Genomic DNA, 18,506 nt, shown 5'->3' on the forward strand with positions numbered 1-18,506 from the left:
ACATAACTGAATACATCGAATGTAGCGTCTTTGACTTTCATAGCTCCGGCTTTTACGCCACCTGCCGCTTTAACAGCCGTGTCTTTCACTGCATTTCCTGCTGCGACTCCTGCCCCTTTGACCCAATTTAGACCGGTATTGAACGCATCCCCTATATTTCCGTTCTTATAGGCTGGAATGGTACTGCTGAGAATCATCTGAGTCTCTTTAGCCGGAACAACCTGTGTCCCCTTCGGCAAATTCATTAAGGTATCGGTTCCTGGGCTTAATCCTACATGTCCATTCGGTGTCCGATATAACTCTGGTCCACCGCCGTCCCCTAAAATAGCCAGGCCGCCCGGATGTCCGGACGTTCCTTTTGCATATTGAGGAACCACCCACTCATTTATGGTTAGATCCATGCCGAGTTTGCTCATTACAAAATTCAGGCCTTTTATAACTCCATTCACCATGGTCCCAATACCGCTAAGCAAGAGATTCCCCATGGATTTCAACCCTTCAAGTGCTTTTCCGGCCATGCTACTGATTCCTTGACCGATTTTCCCGGGCAGTTCACGCGCTCCCTGAACGATGTTTCCAAAGAATTGCTTGATAGAATTCCACATGCCGCGTGCGAAGCCAACTGCAATATCCTTGGCCGCTTGAAATCCTTGAGCTATTTTTGGTCCTAATCCCATCACACTTGTCCAAACTCCAGCAATCCCGCCGTCAAAAAATTCTTTTACTTTCGTCCACATGCCACCGATCCGGCCGGTGACACCAGAGGCAAGAGATTTGATGCTTGTAATGATTTTCCCTACAAACATTAGACTGAGAAGATTCCAAACAAACTGGATGGCTCCAAAAAAGAGCTGCTTAACCCCTTCCCACATTTTCCCGAAATTTCCGGTGAAAAGAGCTGAGAAAAATGTGACAAGTCCCATGATGATATTTAGGGCTCCCTGGATCACTCCGGCCACGTTATACCAAACGGATTGAAGGATAAAAAGGATAACCGGTGCTAAAAATTGGATGACTGCATTGATTCCGGCAAAAACATTTTGCACCGCCTGGAGGATCATCGCACCGTTTTCATTCCAGTACGCCGCCACTTTTGCAAAAGTATCCATGACAAAGGTTGCTATGGTCGAGACAATCGGCATGACAATTGGCAGCAAGGATTTAAAAATTCCAATTAAACCGCCGATGACGGCACCAAACACTTTGGCGGCCATGACAAACCCGCTTGTGATACTTGCACCGTTTTTGTTCCAGAAAGAAGTAATTTGGCGCCAGATACCAAGCACCGACTCACCTATTTGGCTTATGACAGGCCGAATAGCACTTTCAGCCGATTTTAGAGCTGGGGCCATGGCGATAAATGCTTTTTGAAGGCCGCTACCTGCCATATCCATGGTTTTACCTAGTCCACCCATGGAATTGTCTATGACTTTCTTCACGGCCGGCATATTGGTTTTAATCGCATCAGAGAACGCCTGCATTTTCGGTAGCACCTTTTCACCTATAGGAATAAGGATTCCGGTTTCAATCTGCCTTCCTATCCCTTGCAGGGACTGAGTGAGCGTGTCATATTTAACGTTCCCTACCTCTTTCATAGTGTTTTTGGCCATATCAAATTGACTGGCCACATTCCCCATGGAAGTGATAACCTTCATTTCTAGATCTTCTGCCTGCGTTCCAAATAACCCGACAGCTGCCGCATTTTGAACGGCTGGATCTTTGACCTTTTTTATCGCATCGACTACCTGGCTAAAGGCTTTTTGAGCTTCTGGTCCCCCTTTAGCAAATGTTTGCGTCATCTTATCCCCGCTGAGACCAATCATCTTATAGGCTTCCATACTGGCCTTTGAACCATCTTTAGACCGGATCCCGAACTCTTTTACCGCATCCCCCACCTTGTCCAGGTTGAAGGCTCCATTTTCGAGCCCTGCGCTGAAGACATCAAACATCTGGTTGGCCGAGAAGCCGAGGGTTTTAAAGTATGGCGTATATTCGTTCGCACTATCCATGAGCTCATCCGACTTATTAAGCCCTTTTTGAGCCCCTTGGGCCAAGAGATTATAAGCCTGTGTGCTAGAAATCCCAAAGTTTTTCATCATCGTATCGGTAGCCTTGAGGGATTGCGAAATGTCTTCTCCCCATACATCCCGATAGATCAGAGCATTCTTTGTCGCCGCCTCAAGCTCTTTCCCGCTTAATTTAGATACGCTCTTCGTTAGTGAAATGGACTCAGCTAAATCGTTCCAGTCCTCGCCTAGATTAGCGTTGTAGAGATTTTTGGAGATTTGTTTGATTTCCTTCATATCCCCGATTGCGGTTCCGGTAGAAGCCTGGATATGTTTCATGGCCGTATTGTATTCATCCGTCGCTTTAACGGCGATGCCAATTCCGGTTGCAATGCCAGCAAATGCGGCGCCAGCTGCTATCGCTCCCTTAGATAAAACTCCCATGCTTTTATTAAGGGTATTGGATCCAGATTCGAGTTCACCCAAACTTTGATTCGCCTGGTTGAAGGCGTTTCGCATGGAAGAAGATACTGCTGCGTTCATCCTAAACGCTATTTCATACACTTGACCGCTCATTCTTATTCACCTTCTCTCTTTCATTCGTTTCTATTTTTTTTAAGTCATTTTCCCTCACATAGTCATCACCACCTTAAAAAGATTAAGGACGCCTTATTTCTTGGCGTCCCTACTCTTTAATCCCGCTATATATCCCTCTTTGAATTCAATAAGCAGCCGGAACCATTCTTCATAATGCTGCCCTCTGTGCTCATCCAGGACATCTGCTAATTTTTCAAGCGCTCCTTGGTCGATAGGTTTCCTCTCCCATTCTCTTTCACTTTGGAATTTTTTCAATAAAATGGAATTACTCTCAAAAATTCATTGGATTTTCGCCGTTTTTCTCCTCGAATTTCCGTTTTATGATGCTCTTTACAGGAGGGATTTCCGAAATTTCACGCACTTTCCCTTTGTTTAAAACCGACTATTTTTCTGATAAATCCTTTTATATCAAGGTTCATTATAAAATCCGCCATTATTTCCCGAGATTTTCGAAAGTGAAACGGAAATCACCTTTTCCGCCCACAAACTGGAGCGTTTTTGGGCTCGTATGCACCCGCATACGGAACGAAACTCAGAAGAACCTATAAAAATCTGAAAATAGCCAAAACCCTTGATATTACTGGGTTTTTCGGTTTTTTAGGTGTTCGTTGAGTTTTCATCAAAACGAACAAAATTGGAAATTACCCTGCCGAGTGCTCCAGTTAACTTCAGTATATAGGGAGTTAAACTGCTTCCCGTGCCGCATCCCTTGATACCGTAAGGGTTATGGATGATTTGTATTTTTAGTTAAACAATACTGATTTAACGTTTACTGGAACGAAAACGGACGTTAGTAGTCGATTCGGTCAAAGGCGAAGTCCTTCGTGTCCTGCTTCACTCCGATATACCTTAAGGTGATGGCCGGGTCCGAATGATTGAAGATCTCCTGCAGCAAGACCACATCTTTGGTCTGCTGGTACATGTGATAGCCGAAGGTCTTTCGCATCGTGTGGCAGCCAATGGCACTGAGGTTAAACTCCTTGGCCACGTCTTGCAGGATTCCGTATGCCCGTTCCCGGCTGATTGGTTTGTTTCCACCCTGCCTGCTTTTCAAGACATACTCCGTCGATTCCTTATCAGCCAGGTATACCTTAAGCGCCCTCTTCAATGACTTGGTAATCTTGATGGTCTGCGCTTTGCCTGTCTTTTTTTCCTTGATCGTAATATGAGTTTTGTCTTTCAAGCTCCCCACTCTCAGTCTCAGAAGATCTGCAATCCGCAATCCCGTGTAGATCCCGAGCAGAAAAAGAATATAGTCCCGGTCATTCTTGTGCTCCAGGTATCTCTTAATCTCAGCCAGCATCTCCTTATCCCGGATCGGCTGAACCACTCTCATCCGGCTTCACCCATCCCGATGTATTCCAGCACAGAATCCGGCGAAGGAAAACCCAGGGCTTCCTGCAGCAAGGGAAGGGGAAAGTCCTGCTGAAGCGCGTGAAAAACGAACGTCTTCCTCATGGTCTCCTCATCGAATTCCGGAATGCCAGCCGCTTCAGCCGCTGCCTTCAACTTAGAGAGAGTGTCTGTTTTCGCCTGTTCCCTATCTGTTTCCCTGTAAAATAAATAGTGTCCATGAGGTTTGTTTCGTATAAAAGACACCAGGTCTCCCTTGATCTCCTCCGAAATCAGGATGCGCTGCAGTTTCTTGGTGCTGGATTCACTGATCTTTATGTGATCCTCTCCAATGTTTTCGCCTTTCAGCATGAGGAGATCTTCGAACTTTAACCAGGTATGAATTCCTATACTAAACAAGATAAAGTCTTGGCGATTCCGTCCTTGTAGATGATCCATCATTGCTTTCAATTTTTGAGTAGAGACAATAGGATTTCCTGTTTTAGTGTTCATAACCTCTCTGCTCCTTACTTTGTTTATCCGGATACGTTTTACCGTATCCGGACCTCTTTACTGGACGAGCCAGTTTTTCACGAAACGTTCCCGATCCAGATAATTAAGCTTGTCGATTCGAGGATCAATACAACTCAAAATCCTCTCTACATGTTGTCGTGCACGGTTAGGCGTATCTCTTGCCTCAAAAGATTTGCTCGCTGCTTCTTCTAGTTGACTTTTCAGCCCATTGATTTTTTTCTCAATGTTCTCTTTCTCTGAACGGACAGCTTCCAGCTGCTCTCGAGACGTTTCCTCTATTTTTCTAAACGATTTCCTTATGTCCTCGCATTCCTTTTGACTCAACATCCCGTTCTTCAAGTGTGCCTGGTCGATTGCCATGACATCTTGCAGTTCTTTACGACGGTCTCTCAATCTACCAATTTCTCTTCTACAGTTCTCTTGGTCGCTGACTTCCTCTCGATCGCGCCCTGTCATTCTTGCATTTTGGGCATGGATTTCGGTATCAATCTCTGAAATCTCCTGTTGGTACCCTTTAATCCGACTTTCTATTTTCTCTTTCTTTTCAAGAGCTTTTTTTGTTAATGCTTCTAAGTTTTCGGTTACCATTATCCACAGCTCCTAGTATTTTTTAGCTCTCGATAAGTACGAATTAATTAAATCAGAGTCTGGATCGCTCACTGCACCGGTAACCTGAGCATATGGTTCGGAATTCTTTTTAAGTGCCGAAACAACATGGGCAATATCCGAAATGTTTTCCAACTCCGCTAAAAGGCGAACGGCGATGTCACCCGCCGTTGTATGTTTATCATCCTTGGCTCTAGCAATGATCTCCGCAAACTCATCAGGCGAAATCTGCTGCGGCCTAGGTAGTGAATTAATTGCCTCAATACGTTGTGTCTCTTCTGCTAATCCCTCTTGATATCCGGTTTTTACTATTTCGTTAAAGATATGTGGATATTGTCTTTTTAGCTGTTCTGCATTCATCGTAAATTCCACCTTTATATTATTTTTTGAGTTCTTTTAGTTTTTGGTAACGAGTGAATACACTCTTTTACCACATCCTCGTTCTACCTATTTTTCTATTATCCCCGACTACGAAAACGTCCCGTTTTACTTCAGGCGGATTTTGCTCGATCATTTCTTGTTCAACTATTTTTAATTCCTCGCCGAATACGAAAACATCCCGTTTTACTTCAGGCGGATTTTGCTTATTCATTTCTTTTGCAATTAAAGCTTCCATGTCGTGGCCCTTAAACCAACCACTTAAGATCTGTTCTTTGATTAAAAAATCAAACCTTTCTGTTCTGGGATCAAGACATGTCAAAATGTTACGATTTTTTGATAAACCACTTTTCTTATTACTTAACATCTCTATCTTAAATTGGAGTTCCTTTGCTTTATTCTCCAATTGCCGGATTTGATTTTCAGTTTCTTTTCTCTCAGAATAAAAGCCATTTAATTCTTCTTCCATCAACTCGTGCTCTCTAGAATATGCCTTTCTCAGTGCATCCATCTCTTTTTGGTTAAGGACCCCTCTTTTTAATTGTTCCTGGTACGCTTTCATCCGGCTATTCAGTTCATCTTTTTGAATGATTAGTTTACGGATTTCTTTCTTACACGCATCTTGGCCAGATTTTTCTTCTTCGATTTCCAGTTCTACAAGGGTTTGATTTTGCAATTGAATCGAATCTTCAACTGCAGCAACCTCTCTCTTTACTCCCTCAAGCAAGCTCTCCACTTTTTTCTTCTTCTCAAACGCTTTATCCATCAGTTCTTCTAAACTTTTATTGAACATTTCGCTCTCTCCTTTTTGTTGTTTTTTGGGGATGGGTTTGCTGTTAACGGCAGCCTCTACATTTGAATCACCTACTTAAAGAGTTTTTGTAATCTGAGTTAGATTTGAAGAGTCTTTCGGTAATCCTCGCAAAACATTTGAATAAATTCGCTGTTAGTATACAATCGGCTTACCACCCGTTCTCCCACTATCTGAGCAAGGTCTGTTTCTGTGTAATTGGTGGTGTAGACGGTTGGCCGCCCTTCCCTGGCATTCACAATTTCAAACAGCGTCTTTTTATTCCAGCTGTTGCTCTGGCCGCCTGATTCGCTTCCGATATCATCGAGAATCAGTAGATCTAGAGTGCGGATATCCCTTAAGATTTGCTCCTCTGTTTTGCTGGATCCGTCTTTCCAAGTGGACTTGATTTTGGTTAAGAGCGTTCCAGTAGTCAAAAAACCAACGCTCAGCTCTCTGTTTTTTATGGTTCTGGCAATGCTTGCGCAGAGATGACTCTTTCCTGTACCTGGGCTTCCTATAAACACTAAATTGTTAGCTTGGCCTGGAGTAAAATGCTTGGTAAAGTTCATAGCAGCTCTTTTGGCAAAGCCGGTAACATCGTTGGCCTCCCTATATGTCTTAAAACCGGCATTCCGTAAACTTTCTGGAATTAAAAAATACTCATCCATTAATCGAGATGAGCGTTCTTCTTTCATATGGGTGAGATCGTCTTCCATTACTTTGGCCAGTTCGCGCTGATCGCGGCAGGATTGGCACTCGCTTAGCATGCTCATGGCAGCCTTCCAGACTGAATCCCCAGAAATTTTGTACTGAATTTCGGTTACAGAACCTTCTTTTCCGCAGCTGTCGCAATCTAGTGAAATGTTGCGAATTTCATAATCATCTCGGTTCTGAAGCTCTTTTACAAAATGTCTAAGAGATTTTCTTCTCATTTCCTCCAAGCCCATCTTTTTAAGAACTTTCAACACAATCAACCTTTCTGTGTTTTTTTAGCCTCTAATACGGCAGATCGTCTTCCAGTTGCTTTATTTGATGCCACTCTTCCTGGCTTAAACGCTTAATTTCCAAATTCTCTGGTACCTTGGAAACGTCCAGATTTGCCCTCTTAACTGCTTGTTTATTAACTTTCTGATCAAATTGGCTGTTATACTGCTGGACAGCTTCAAGCGTAAATAAACCTTGATCATGCAGATTGCTGATGATTTTCGTGATATACCTGGACGGATTTTTTGGAGTATTCATCTTTGCTCGTTGAATGACTTCACAAATAATTGCTTCTGGTTCTAGGAAGTTGCTCTGATCCATCCAATAAATAATCTCTTCTTTAAAAATCCCTCCAGGAAGAACTCCAAAAGATTTTTCGTACTCTAAAAATGGATTCAAATTTCTCACTCTATCATCCTTTTCTTTAGATTTTTCTTTATTTCTTTCTTGGTTGGTGAAACTGTCAATGCTACCATTGGTGAAATCGTCAACCCTAGCATTGATAGTTTCACCAATGCTTGCCCAATGTGATGGATCAGAAACAAATCCGATGATTCGATAACTACCGTTTTTGATTTTCTGGTAGATGATGCTGCGGCCTTCCAGTGACTTCAGCTCCCTTTGGATCTGCCGCTTATCACAGCCGGTTGCCTCACTGAGGAAAGAGAGGGATAAATCATGCTCTTCCCGATTGAATCCAAACGTATATCTCCATATCACGAAAAGAAGTCGGTATTGAGTAGGGCTCAGCTTCACTCTGGCCAAAGCTTCCAATATCTCATTTGAGACTTTTGTAAACCCCTTATCTGGTTGTGTTTTCTCCACTTCAGCTCATCCGTTCTTCCGATCTGATTTCTTCTCGAATTGCCAAAATAGCCTGGATGATCTGATCTTTCCTCTCTTGGGACAAATCTTTTTTCAGCCAATTCCTTAAGGTATTCTCATGAACGTTCAAACGATTGGCAATAACCCAAATAGGAATATCTTTCTTTATCTCCCGGATCTCCATGTTTCTCTGAAAGGTTTTATACACCTGCACCCTCCCCCTCAAAAATTATTATTGTTGTTGTTCCCTCACTATATAGGGGCATGTGTACTACAAAACGCTTAAATAAAAAAAGACCCCCTCACTATATAGGGGGCATTTGTCCTGCAAACTCTTGTCGTTTTATGTCTAAAAATCTTTATTCTCTCTTCTGAATCTAACTAAAATAAATTTTAATCTCTCCTTAATCCCTTTAATATCAATAGATTCACCGATAAACAGTAGATGTCGAAAAATTTCTTTCTCTCCTCTCATAATATAGGGGCAAAAGTGTGTCATAACGCTAAAATTATCTCCTCACTTTATAGGGGCAAAAGTGCTCCATAAAATAAAGATCCCCTCACTATATAGGGGCATTTAGGTGACAAAAACTGTGAAATGGCTTGTTAATCACATTCATAATATAGGGGCAAACATATGACAAATCTTTATATACCAAGGGATAATGATAGATTAATGATTTGTTTAAAAAATTTCTCCCTCTCATACTATAGGGGCAAAAGTGCACCGAAATTGTTTCCTCACTACATAGGGGCAAAATGACGTCTTAAAAAATAAGCTCCCTCACTATATAGTGGCTTTTGGGTGACAAGGTTATTATTGTTGTAGTCGCTCTTTATGATTTTAGATAAAAATAGAGCAACCCTGAGGATTGCTCTAAGTTGTTAATATTGAGTTTTTTCTGCTACTAAAAGTAGCTCTATGAAATTTATTCATAAACAGGAAATTCAATCGGACAGTTGAAAAATGATTCCTAATCTTATTCAAATGAGCCCTAATAAAAATTTCTTTTTCTAAATCTAATGTCACAATCAAGAATATTGATTCGGAATACAGCAGTTCCTCTAACAATTCTAAATCCAAATTCTTTTTATCCAACTGAACAGACAAACACTCTGTCCCGCATTCATTAACAGAATGTTCAACAAAATTGTAATTCAAATCAATCACTTTTTGTTCAGCTGCTATGATACTGACACTTGTTACTCGTGCATCTTCAGTAAAATCATTTGTATTCACTTAAACGTCCCCTCTGAGCTGACAACACCACATGCTGCTAATCTTTTTGTAAGTCCTCAATCCTGGTAATCATGACAGAAGAAACTTGATTATCACTTTCTCTCTAGCCACCCACACACTAAAAGAAGCACTCCTCGAAGAGATCGGGAAGCTTTCCTAACATTTTCCCCCTCTTGCACCTGCAGAAATGCTTTGATACTTCCCTGAGATTTCTTCAATCTTTCAAGCAAATATTTAAAATCTTTATCTCCTCACCAGCTTTATATAGATCTCTACCGTTTGAGGGTACCTGGCCCTAAACCCAACATCTTTCGAGAGCAATTCTATCATTTTTTTACTATCTGGGCTTGACATGGTTTTGGGTTTTTGACTTGCTGAGGCGAAGCATTGCAACGGCTGGCAGGCAGACTTATCCCCTTTGCTGAGCAGCAAAGGATAAGCTGCTCAGCAAAGAGAGATAAGCGTCTTTACTTGCGTCGGTTCGCAATGTATCCGTATGTATAGACCCTATTCACTTAACGATTTTCACCGTACACACCCTCTTACAAGGCTTGTCCTACATAATATCGCCCCTATGCGACAAGCTGAGTGTGTTCCCTAGTCCCGTAAGACTAACGATAACCACCCGGACCGTTCATGGCCGTCCGCGCCACCCGACAACGAATGAATAGGAATCCGTTGTCGGAACAGTGGACTCTTAACGCCTACATAGAGAATCTCTATGGGCAGTCTGCACGACCTCCACCAAGTCAAGCCGGTAAGGATCTACCGGGAATCAGTTTTTAACGTGGTTTACAGGCAATTCCACGTGTCCGAGAAACAAAAAAGGCATATTCTATTCACCTGTTAAAAACAAGACAGGTAAACAGAATATGCCAAAACAATTCTATTGCAATACAATAGAATACAAGTTAAAATGGACATATCATTTACCTGTGGTGAGGCACAGGCGAAAGGTCACTCCGTTAAGTGCTGGTAACACTTAACATGATGGAGTGGCTTTTTCATTTATCCGAGCGTATTTGATTAAAACTAGTATAATACTTGCTTACTAGAGAAGGCAAGCCTAGTTCATGAGATTATTAATAGCTTCGTACTCAATGTCTGATAGAATGCCTTTCTCCAGGCACTCCATTACCAAGACCTTCAGATCCACTACTCCGCTTTCAGATCCATCCGGCTCTTTCCCTAACTTTTCATACAATTTTGCTGCAATGACTTTTAAATCTTCCATTTCTTTTTGTTCCCCTCTCGTTTGTCTATATCTTACTCTTATATAATAAGACGAAATATTCGTCTTATCAACTATTATTTAATATTTAGTTTATATTTAAGTTAAAAAACGTTAAAATACTCTCAGGTTGAAATATATTGGGGGACTGAACATGATGGAAAATATCTCTTTAGACACGGTAACGCTTAAAAACGCACTACGCCTGATGATGGAAGGCTCCGAGTACCATACATTTAAAGAAGTGGCTGAAACCCTGGAGATGCCTCGCAGCACCTTTCAGTCCTCCCTGGACAATAACGCCATTCGGGTCCGGGATCTGCAGAAGATTGTCCACTTACTTGGATATGAGCTAACTCTGGTCAAAAAATAAGCACAAGCTAAAAAGACTGCTTCCTAATCCGCAGCCTTTCGCATAGTTTCATAGTTTAGATCGACCATAAGTTTGATGATACATATAGAGATACAATGGCTCCAAATATCACTACTAAGATACATACGATTCGGGCAAGGTCTTTTCGAAGCCCACCTTGTATTTTAGACAGTCCTATAAGCGCTATAACGGCGATAACAAGCACTGTAACGGCTGTTATGATTAAAGGGCCGGCAGCTTGCCATATCATATCAAAATTAACTAATTGAAAATCCTCACTTGGGGGCATGCTTTCACTCTCAGTTCGTTTATTCTTTATATCGGATTGTTTTTAAGTTTATACAACGGTTACTTCTTGAAAATCAATTGTTTTATATTACATAACCTATGGGTTAATTAGAGTCATTTTCAGCAGAAACGGGAGATTCAATAAGAAGTTGATCTATAGCATCGTTCGGAAGAGAATCTTTTACGCCCTGAGGGAGTAATTCTCTCGCAGCTCTTCCCAACTGTTTTGCAGTATTAGGGTTACGAAGCCCCCAGTGGTACATTCGAGCAGAAAGAGCTAATAACCAGTTTTTCTTTGATAATGTTGCCACTAATGCTTTCAACCCTTCTACATCTTCTGTAAGCTTTTTAAGTTCATCTGCTTCAGATTCGTCCAATGTCTCAGCTAAGCGAGACTCTATCTGCTCCAAGCGACTTCTTAACTCATTTCCTTCCTCTTGAGAAAAGTAGTTGTCACCCTCCATTATGTGCTTGTCAAACTTGTCTTGCATGTCTGAAATATCGGTTTGCATTTTTTTGAGTTGGCGTGAAAATGGCAGATTCTCTGTTTCGGATTTAATATTATGTAACCATCCTTTAATAGCTTTAAGCAGGTCTGGTTTTGCTAACTTGCTTAGCGCTTGTTCTTCCATTACAGATCCCGGTCTCATACGTACATCAAAATAGGTTCCACCGTCTTGGGGAAATACCTTGAAATAATAAATATCTTTGTATCTGTACTTATATGTGAAATTTTTCATCTTTGCCATTTGGCTAGATTCATATAAAAAATCCTCGGATATGAAATAATCAGTTGTTAAAGTCTCAGCAATTTCTCTCCCAAATGTTGCGTTAATCATAAAAATCCCCCTAATAATTTATCTAGTGTCTAACCGGTCACTTAGTTAACTCTAAGAACGGAATGAACCTTTAGAATTAAGGTTTTTTCCCTTTCGGTAACGGCCGTTCGAACGGTTATAATAACGGTGTTATAATAAGGTGTAACGGTACCCGTTCTTGCTAAGAACGCCTGACAATAAGTCTTATGAACCAACGTTGTATCTATTTTAGCATCAGCTAATTGGTTACTTCATCCATTAAATGAAAAATATTATTGTCTTTAAACATTAATGTGCTATAACTTCTTATTTAGTTTTACTATACTAGTTTCTTGCAGTGTGCTTCTATAAGTTTTATACTGCTTTCTGAGTGGGAAGGATCATCCTCCTTCATTTTTTTTAAAAGGTTGTAGGCTGGTTACCTATGACCGACTGTTGTTCGGGAATGAAATCAGGTCCTGGACAAGATTTAGGGATGAGATCCTAAATCAAAAGAGGCCGGAAATTTTCCGACCTCTTTTTAAATAAATACATTTACTTTCTTTTGATTTGATTTAAACCACTTATGGACAATTTCAGAAAGCTCATCTTTTGGTTTGTTTCTTAAAATCCCTGAAACATCAGAAGTTACTACCTTCCGACCGTCGATTCTATATCCCTGCTCATTTAAAGTTACAGCTACATCGGCAACATTTTGGCGCTCTGCGTATATTTTGATAACTGCCGTTTCTAGCGACTTAACTTGGTAACCTTCGACTAAAGCAATATAGCGCTCCAATTGTTTAATCCCTTCTCTTGCTTGTTCAATATTCATCTACTTCCCCCTTACAAATCCCTGCTCATAGAAATTTTTCTGTACATAGCAATCACAGCCATATTTTCTTTTTCCCATTCCGGATCCCTGAGAGCTGGAATTTTAAATTCTCTTTCCATAAGCGTCATTAACTGGCCATACTCTCGACTTTTCTCTCCAGATGATAAAGGTGAACAAAGAATGGACTCGTATTTCTCATTAATTATTGCTAATGACATAGACATTCACTTTATTCCCTCACTTCTCTATATAGTGTTGCTCTGCTTACATTTGTAATTTCGCATATTTCATTTACTGTCATTCCATTTGCATTCCTTTTACGGAAAAGTTCGATTGCATGGGCCAAGCCCTTATGTTTTTCGGTGTACTTCTTCGGGCGGCCCTTGTAAACACCGCGCTGTTTCGCAAGCTCTATGCCTTCCAGCTGCCTTTCCCTTATCATATCCGCTTCAAATTCCGCGATTCCGCTTAAAACTGTCACCATAAGCTTTCCAATTGGTGTGGACGTATCCAGCTGGCTACCGCCCATATTCAGAACGACCAGGGCTACTTGCCTTTCGTTAAGCAGCTCTATTACTTCCAGGGCGTCTTTTGTGCTGCGAGCCATACGATCGAGCTTCGTAACAATTACGGTGTCACCTTCTTTAACAGTATCCAGCATCTTCTGGAATTCTGTCCTGTTATCCCTTTTTCTCCCGCTGATCTTCTCTTTAAAAACTTTATCGCAACCGAATTCTTTTAGTTTTAGAATTTGTGCCTCTAAGTTCTGACCTACCGACGAAACCCTAGAGTATCCATATCGCATGTTTCTAACTCCATTCTGAATTTCAATTTTGATACATGTATATGATACGTTTCAAAACCAAAAGAAACAAGTGTTTACTTTTGTATCATTTGACTAAACTCAATTGATACAATTTAAACAAACTAAAAGCCTCCTTATTAGAGGAGGCTGAAATGGATTTTATTTTATGCGTAAGCTAATGCTAATTGGGCGCTTTTGGGCAATTCCCCAAATTCAATTTCAATGTGAGCAGCTCCGCCCAGAGCATGTAAGATTTTATTATATGTGTCTGCTCCTACAGCAGAGTCTCCAGATTCAACTTTGGAAATAGTGGCTTGAGTGATTCTCTCACCTTGTTGCTGAATAATTCTAACCAATTGAGCTTGAGTTAAGCCGAGTTCAATTCTCCGTTCAAGAATTTGTTGAGCCATTTGAACTTCAAATTTCTCCATATGCTCTTTAACACCAGGAACTTGATCTAACAGATCCATAAGGTCTTTGTGTTGGTTTTTTATATTTTTCAATTTACTCACCTTCTTCCAAATATTTGGACGGGTCTTTAAAGAAATCCTGGTAAAGCCGTTCACTTTCCCTCATAGCAGTTTGAAACTCTGGAGGATTAGAATCACCTTTTTTCAAAACAGCCTTTGTGAAAATTAGATACTGTTCTCCCTCAAAGTTGTATTCAAAAAAAATCGCCCGAAAAGCTCCAGGTGTACTTCGGTTGACTCTGAATTCATACAAAGGTTTAGGTCCTCTTAGAGGCTTCAACAAATTAAAAAACCTTTCATCTCCATTGTCTTCATAGCCGTACATTTCAAGTCTTTTTTCTGCAGGAATTCCAACTGCTTCTAATTGAGTTAAACCCTGACGGATGTAGCGCGCCAAAGTTCGAGCATCAGAATCTCCTTCCTTGCCTAGCTGCACAATATTTTTAATCTCAGTGATAACCGAGATTTCTCCGTTGTCCTCTAAATAGATGATTGTAGCCATGATTATACTGTACAGAATATAAATTTTCAATTAATTTATATCTTATACAATATATTCCCCCCTCCTGGAAAAAATATACCTTTTTTATTTTTTTGCAACTTTTGGGCTTATTTTACCAGAACAAAGTTTAAAAAAGTTAAATTTATTTGATTAATGCTTTAAAAAAGGGAATAGCCGTTCTATCTGTCAAAATGAGTGATAATCAATTAGAATAACGGTATATAAAACGCGGAAAAGAACGGGGGAAAAAACGGTGGAACAGTATGAAAAAGCCTTTACACCAAAGGAAGTTAGCCTTACTTTAGATGTAGGTGACAGCACGCTAAGAAAATGGTGTATTTCATTAGAGAGCGCTGGATACAAATTTATGAGATCGGAACAAAATAAGCGCCTGTTTATCGAGGGAGACCTAACAGTTTTAAAGCATTTGAAAGAGCTTGTACAAAATCACAACATGCAAATAAATAACGCATCAATTGTTATAGTAGACAGGTTTGGCAAGGGGTCGTTCTCTCCTCGAACGGGTATCGTTCCAGCAGAAAAAACAGAAGAACACCGTGACGATGACCGTTCTAATGACCGTTTGATATCCGTTCTTATGGATCACATTGAACAACAAAAAGACTTCAATCAGGCACTTGTTAAAAGGCTCGATGAACAGCAGAGTTACATAGAAGATAGTCTTAAAAAGAGAGACGAGCTGCTTATGAAATCAATTCGTGAATCCCAAGAAACAAAAAAGTTAATTGCAACTGCTAAAGAAGAACACGAAAAGCAGCCGGATTTAAATAATAAAAAAACATTTTGGGATCGAGTTTTTGGCCGATAAGAGGCTTTTCAGATTCCGTTTTAAGCCCTTAAATACGAGAAGAAGGTACTTTTTATATGTCTTTCATTTAAAACCTCCCAGATTCAATTCTGAGGGGTTTTTTCATCGGTATTTCATACTTTTCCAAAAACATGAAAAAATTCTTGTTGTCATCACTTATATATTTGAGGGTTGTTGCGCCAATTCAAATTCTTATCAGTATTATCTGCTGAGATCACCACAACGTTTAGATGAAGGAGGTCACTCGATTGATACTATCATTGGATTTAAAGAAAAAACAATTTAGATTTACCCTTTCAGCAAAGTTTATTACAGCATTGGCTACATTCATTTGGCTTTTACAAATGCCAAACTAAATTACTCAGCCCCGCCGGTCCAATGCAGCAGCATTATTTAGCTTCAGAAAGAACGAAAAACCATGCAGACATTTGCATGGTGTGTAAGTGGGCATTCTGACTTTTTAAGAACTAAAATAGGAAACCATTCGGAGGATCTGGAGGGGGCATTCTAATGTTTTTAACCGGGTTTCTAATTCTTAAAAACCGGGCTCTAAATTCTTCAAAAACAGCTACAGGAACGTCGTCATTTTTGGATAGTAAAGTGGAAAGATTTATGGATAGTTTTTATCCACCGCTCTATCCATCAAAAACACTCCACGAAACCCTGATACATAAGGGTTTCTTTCGCTTTAATAGAACAATTTTCAAAGCGCAAGTAATTAGGTGGTTGCCACACTAATCAATTCTAATTTCCAACAACAAAAAATTCCCTAAACTAAATTTGGGAGAACAGCTTTTTAGGGGGGGCGGATTTCTTGGGGTAATTTTAAGTAATTAAATGCTCTTCAAACTTCATACAAAGCCAGACTTATGTACGCAAAAAAAAGAGGATCACCCCAATGGTGACCCCCTTTTCATAAAGGTACAGCCTGTTAATATCCCTCCAAGCACTTCCTTAGACTCAATGAAGTCTCAGAACTGGTTCCTACAGATCCGCTGACTGCCGTAATAAGGTATTTTCCATCGAAATGTCCAAAGTCTGTGATATTCAAAGTCTGGCCCGCATAATACGTAAGAAAACCGGTCATCTTCAAAGAAAATGTACAGGCCTCCTTGTTTTGTCCTCTCAAACTTTTTCTCGCCAGTCTCCGGGCTTCGGCTTCGGAAGAGACTTCTTCATTCACTTCCAACACCCGGCTTGTTTTCTCAGGTTTCGGCGGAGTGAAGATATACGATATGATTTTTTTCTTTTTGGGATCGGCATACGTTACCCGACAGGATTTGTAACATTTACTCAGACTATCCGCGCCTCCGTAGTCCTTCAGACGAGAATCTGTTCGACTAATGGTATCAACTGCCGTAGCCTTCTCCAACCTTTCTTCATCCATGATGACAAGGCTTTTATTGGCTACTTTAAGAGAAAATCCCGCTTCATTGCAGATACGCATCAAAAATACAAGATCCGCTTCGTTTTGCTGCTCCACCCTATCAAGTAAAGGGTTCTCTTCCGAGCTGAAATGGAGCTTCATGGTGTTTTTGCTTGCGATATCTTGAGCGACTTTCTTGAATGTTGCCTTCTCCCAGGATCGTGTTTTTCTCTGGTTTCTCAGAGTAGAGGATTCTGGAACGGACGTTGCTTTTATAGATACTTTATTCGGCGGACCGCTCGTATCAATTTGATCAATATCGAAATATCCAAGTTTACGGGTAAAGGCCTTGGTATTACCCCATCCGGCTGTTGCCAGTATTGAAGCCTGGAGAGAAGCAGATTTTTCTGGTATCCAGTTATTCATCCATTTTCTCTCCCGATCTCCCACTGAGATGGATAGATCATCGGCCTGTCCTGACAAATTATCCGTAAACGTAAGATCAGTGACAAAGGGAGCGATTGCCTGACTGATGGATTGATTATTGTATTGAATCTCCAGCTTTATTCTTCTCCCATCCATCAGGAGTCCTCCTCACTTGCGAAAAAGAGGACGTCCTGTTCGAACGATTTATCGAATGTATCAGTATATGTTCTCATCAATCTCATCCTTTAGGTGAATTTGAGACGGTTGTTTCTTTCTTCAATTTCTTTCATTACCTGAAGAATCATGTTTTTAAATTCTCCATGTCCGGCTTGAAGAGCCCTTTCAATCACGGAAGCGTCTGCAGTCCCTTCCACCTTGATTTCCGGGTTATATGGGAAGGAAATCTGCTGAACAGTTCCGCTATTCCCGCTCGCTACCTGGCCGCCTGATCCTTCTGCATATCCAATCATTCCGGAAAGCATTCCCTGGCTCTCTCCATTCGAAAAGACTTCAGATCCACCGGGAAGCTTTAACAATTCAGGTCCTCTTTCTCCCACCCAGGCCCATTGGGAATTCGGCACTTTTCCACCCTTGTAATATCCTTTATAGCCGCCGCCCTTAGACATATTCTTTATGCCTGGGGTATTAAAGATGGAACCATATCGGGACAAGGTATATCGGATAGCTGCTACAGCATTGTGAATAGGGTTCCAGATATCATTCATGCCTGGCATTTTGTACGCATTAAACGTGGGATCAATCGTTTGAAGCAAGCCTTTTGAAGGCGTTCCTTTTTTCGCATTAGAATCCCAAAGGTTTATCGCACGAGGATTCCCTCCACTTTCTTTCATGGCCATGGTTTGGAGAGGCCCAAGCCAACTCATTGGTACACCTGTAATGCCAATAGCCGATTTCAACCAATTCTGTACTTGTGCAGGTGCCGCTTTTCCTCCGCTCCACGTACCAAATCCTTCTAATTTTCCCTTAAGAAAGGATAGGGCGTTATTTTTAACCATTTTAAAGGCCCCAGAAGCCACATTTCCAAGCGTTCCGTTAAATGGGGGTACTTTGACCCCAAATTGCTCCATCACCTTACTGAGAAGCTTTTCAGGGTCTGAAACATAACTGAATACATCGAATGTAGCGTCTTTGACTTTCATAGCTCCGGCTTTTACGCCACCTGCCGCTTTAACAGCCGTGTCTTTCACTGCATTTCCTGCTGCGACTCCTGCCCCTTTGACCCAATTTAGACCGGTATTGAACGCATCCCCTATATTTCCGTTCTTATA

General features: G+C 40.9%; 22 protein-coding genes. 2 read left to right on the forward strand and 20 right to left on the reverse strand.

Features of this window, described 5'->3' with window-relative positions:
* The 12 genes from AS29_RS20755 to AS29_RS21505 all read right to left on the reverse strand — a co-directional run.
* Positions 1 to 2,582 (reverse strand): phage tail tape measure protein (locus AS29_RS20755; RefSeq protein WP_035413858.1); only part of this gene is annotated, 2,582 nt, incomplete at its 3' end.
* Positions 2,583 to 2,675: 93 nt separating this feature from the next.
* Complete coding sequence (locus AS29_RS20760) at positions 2,676 to 2,858, reverse strand: hypothetical protein (protein ID WP_035413860.1); 183 nt, start codon at positions 2,856 to 2,858, stop codon at positions 2,676 to 2,678.
* Positions 2,859 to 3,393: 535 nt separating this feature from the next.
* A complete protein-coding gene (locus tag AS29_RS20765) occupies positions 3,394 to 3,939 on the reverse strand; it encodes a site-specific integrase (RefSeq protein WP_035413862.1) in 546 nt (181 codons plus the stop codon).
* Positions 3,936 to 4,448 (reverse strand): tyrosine-type recombinase/integrase, encoded by a 513-nt coding sequence (locus AS29_RS20770; RefSeq protein ID WP_035413864.1) that lies wholly within the window; start codon positions 4,446 to 4,448, stop codon positions 3,936 to 3,938. The genes AS29_RS20765 and AS29_RS20770 overlap by 4 nt, the downstream gene beginning before the upstream one ends.
* Positions 4,449 to 4,505: 57 nt before the next feature.
* Positions 4,506 to 5,057 carry a hypothetical protein gene (locus AS29_RS20775; RefSeq protein ID WP_035413866.1) on the reverse strand — a complete coding sequence of 184 codons (552 nt, stop codon included), beginning with the start codon at positions 5,055 to 5,057 and terminating at the stop codon, positions 4,506 to 4,508.
* A 12-nt stretch (positions 5,058 to 5,069) separates the two neighbouring features.
* Complete coding sequence (locus tag AS29_RS20780; protein ID WP_035413868.1) at positions 5,070 to 5,435, reverse strand: hypothetical protein; 366 nt, start codon at positions 5,433 to 5,435, stop codon at positions 5,070 to 5,072.
* A gap of 67 nt (positions 5,436 to 5,502) precedes the next feature.
* Entirely contained in the window at positions 5,503 to 6,246 is a 744-nt protein-coding gene (locus AS29_RS20785) for a hypothetical protein (RefSeq protein ID WP_035413869.1), read from the reverse strand.
* A gap of 98 nt (positions 6,247 to 6,344) precedes the next feature.
* Positions 6,345 to 7,211 carry an ATP-binding protein gene (locus AS29_RS20790; RefSeq protein WP_051860899.1) on the reverse strand — a complete coding sequence of 289 codons (867 nt, stop codon included), beginning with the start codon at positions 7,209 to 7,211 and terminating at the stop codon, positions 6,345 to 6,347.
* 31 nt (positions 7,212 to 7,242) lie between these two features.
* A complete protein-coding gene (locus AS29_RS20795; protein WP_051860900.1) occupies positions 7,243 to 8,055 on the reverse strand; it encodes a replication protein in 813 nt (270 codons plus the stop codon).
* A 1-nt stretch (position 8,056) separates the two neighbouring features.
* Positions 8,057 to 8,263 carry a transposase gene (locus tag AS29_RS20800; RefSeq protein WP_231890006.1) on the reverse strand — a complete coding sequence of 69 codons (207 nt, stop codon included), beginning with the start codon at positions 8,261 to 8,263 and terminating at the stop codon, positions 8,057 to 8,059.
* Positions 8,264 to 8,932: 669 nt separating this feature from the next.
* A complete protein-coding gene (locus AS29_RS20805; protein WP_035413870.1) occupies positions 8,933 to 9,295 on the reverse strand; it encodes a hypothetical protein in 363 nt (120 codons plus the stop codon).
* A 1,066-nt stretch (positions 9,296 to 10,361) separates the two neighbouring features.
* On the reverse strand, positions 10,362 to 10,529 hold the full coding sequence (locus AS29_RS21505) for a hypothetical protein (protein WP_156506009.1): 168 nt from the start codon (positions 10,527 to 10,529) through the stop codon (positions 10,362 to 10,364).
* Between the two features lie 151 nt (positions 10,530 to 10,680).
* Between AS29_RS21505 and AS29_RS20810 the strand changes: the two genes are divergently transcribed.
* On the forward strand, positions 10,681 to 10,899 hold the full coding sequence (locus AS29_RS20810; protein WP_035413872.1) for a hypothetical protein: 219 nt from the start codon (positions 10,681 to 10,683) through the stop codon (positions 10,897 to 10,899).
* A gap of 392 nt (positions 10,900 to 11,291) precedes the next feature.
* Here AS29_RS20810 and AS29_RS20820 read toward each other — a convergent pair whose 3' ends face one another.
* The 6 genes from AS29_RS20820 to AS29_RS20845 all read right to left on the reverse strand — a co-directional run bounded on the left by AS29_RS20820 (position 11,292) and on the right by AS29_RS20845 (position 14,596).
* Positions 11,292 to 12,026, reverse strand: coding sequence for a hypothetical protein (locus tag AS29_RS20820; protein ID WP_035413876.1), 735 nt, complete (start codon positions 12,024 to 12,026; stop codon positions 11,292 to 11,294).
* A 499-nt stretch (positions 12,027 to 12,525) separates the two neighbouring features.
* Positions 12,526 to 12,819 (reverse strand): hypothetical protein, encoded by a 294-nt coding sequence (locus AS29_RS20825; protein ID WP_035413879.1) that lies wholly within the window; start codon positions 12,817 to 12,819, stop codon positions 12,526 to 12,528.
* An 11-nt stretch (positions 12,820 to 12,830) separates the two neighbouring features.
* The gene (locus tag AS29_RS20830; protein WP_035413905.1) at positions 12,831 to 13,037 is read right to left on the reverse strand and encodes a hypothetical protein; all 207 of its coding nucleotides are present in this window, start codon (positions 13,035 to 13,037) and stop codon (positions 12,831 to 12,833) included.
* Between the two features lie 11 nt (positions 13,038 to 13,048).
* Positions 13,049 to 13,624 carry a recombinase family protein gene (locus tag AS29_RS20835; RefSeq protein ID WP_035413881.1) on the reverse strand — a complete coding sequence of 192 codons (576 nt, stop codon included), beginning with the start codon at positions 13,622 to 13,624 and terminating at the stop codon, positions 13,049 to 13,051.
* A gap of 164 nt (positions 13,625 to 13,788) precedes the next feature.
* Positions 13,789 to 14,127 (reverse strand): helix-turn-helix domain-containing protein, encoded by a 339-nt coding sequence (locus AS29_RS20840; protein ID WP_035413883.1) that lies wholly within the window; start codon positions 14,125 to 14,127, stop codon positions 13,789 to 13,791.
* Position 14,128: 1 nt separating this feature from the next.
* Complete coding sequence (locus tag AS29_RS20845) at positions 14,129 to 14,596, reverse strand: hypothetical protein (RefSeq protein WP_156506010.1); 468 nt, start codon at positions 14,594 to 14,596, stop codon at positions 14,129 to 14,131.
* 253 nt (positions 14,597 to 14,849) lie between these two features.
* Here AS29_RS20845 and AS29_RS20850 point away from each other — a divergent pair, with 253 nt between their 5' ends.
* Positions 14,850 to 15,425, forward strand: coding sequence for a DUF3967 domain-containing protein (locus AS29_RS20850; protein ID WP_035413887.1), 576 nt, complete (start codon positions 14,850 to 14,852; stop codon positions 15,423 to 15,425).
* A 931-nt stretch (positions 15,426 to 16,356) separates the two neighbouring features.
* Here the strand turns inward: AS29_RS20850 and AS29_RS20860 are convergent.
* Both AS29_RS20860 and AS29_RS20865 read right to left on the reverse strand, forming a co-directional pair.
* Positions 16,357 to 17,373, reverse strand: a complete 1,017-nt coding sequence (locus AS29_RS20860) for a phage late control D family protein (protein ID WP_035413892.1) — start codon at positions 17,371 to 17,373, stop codon at positions 16,357 to 16,359.
* Between the two features lie 89 nt (positions 17,374 to 17,462).
* On the reverse strand, positions 17,463 to 18,506 hold a 1,044-nt coding region (locus tag AS29_RS20865), incomplete at its 5' end, for a transglycosylase SLT domain-containing protein (protein WP_035413894.1).

Origin of the sequence: Bacillus sp. SJS, assembly GCF_000732485.2 — a bacterium.
GTDB classification, from domain to species: Bacteria; Bacillota; Bacilli; order Bacillales; family Bacillaceae; genus Metabacillus_B; species Metabacillus_B sediminis.

What these genes read in the sequence shown, in the direction of transcription:
- AS29_RS20780 (WP_035413868.1), bottom strand. Translation starts at nt 5,435, where the DNA reads ATGAATGCAGAACAGCTAAAAAGACAATATCCACATATCTTTAACGAA.
- AS29_RS20825 (WP_035413879.1), bottom strand. Translation starts at nt 12,819, where the DNA reads ATGAATATTGAACAAGCAAGAGAAGGGATTAAACAATTGGAGCGCTAT.
- AS29_RS20785 (WP_035413869.1), bottom strand. Translation starts at nt 6,246, where the DNA reads ATGTTCAATAAAAGTTTAGAAGAACTGATGGATAAAGCGTTTGAGAAG.
- AS29_RS20775 (WP_035413866.1), bottom strand. Translation starts at nt 5,057, where the DNA reads ATGGTAACCGAAAACTTAGAAGCATTAACAAAAAAAGCTCTTGAAAAG.
- AS29_RS20835 (WP_035413881.1), bottom strand. Translation starts at nt 13,624, where the DNA reads ATGCGATATGGATACTCTAGGGTTTCGTCGGTAGGTCAGAACTTAGAG.
- AS29_RS20830 (WP_035413905.1), bottom strand. Translation starts at nt 13,037, where the DNA reads ATGTCATTAGCAATAATTAATGAGAAATACGAGTCCATTCTTTGTTCA.
- AS29_RS20845 (WP_156506010.1), bottom strand. Translation starts at nt 14,596, where the DNA reads ATGGCTACAATCATCTATTTAGAGGACAACGGAGAAATCTCGGTTATC.
- AS29_RS21505 (WP_156506009.1), bottom strand. Translation starts at nt 10,529, where the DNA reads ATGGAAGATTTAAAAGTCATTGCAGCAAAATTGTATGAAAAGTTAGGG.
- AS29_RS20810 (WP_035413872.1), top strand. Translation starts at nt 10,681, where the DNA reads ATGATGGAAAATATCTCTTTAGACACGGTAACGCTTAAAAACGCACTA.
- AS29_RS20765 (WP_035413862.1), bottom strand. Translation starts at nt 3,939, where the DNA reads ATGAGAGTGGTTCAGCCGATCCGGGATAAGGAGATGCTGGCTGAGATT.
- AS29_RS20860 (WP_035413892.1), bottom strand. Translation starts at nt 17,373, where the DNA reads ATGGATGGGAGAAGAATAAAGCTGGAGATTCAATACAATAATCAATCC.
- AS29_RS20770 (WP_035413864.1), bottom strand. Translation starts at nt 4,448, where the DNA reads ATGAACACTAAAACAGGAAATCCTATTGTCTCTACTCAAAAATTGAAA.
- AS29_RS20820 (WP_035413876.1), bottom strand. Translation starts at nt 12,026, where the DNA reads ATGATTAACGCAACATTTGGGAGAGAAATTGCTGAGACTTTAACAACT.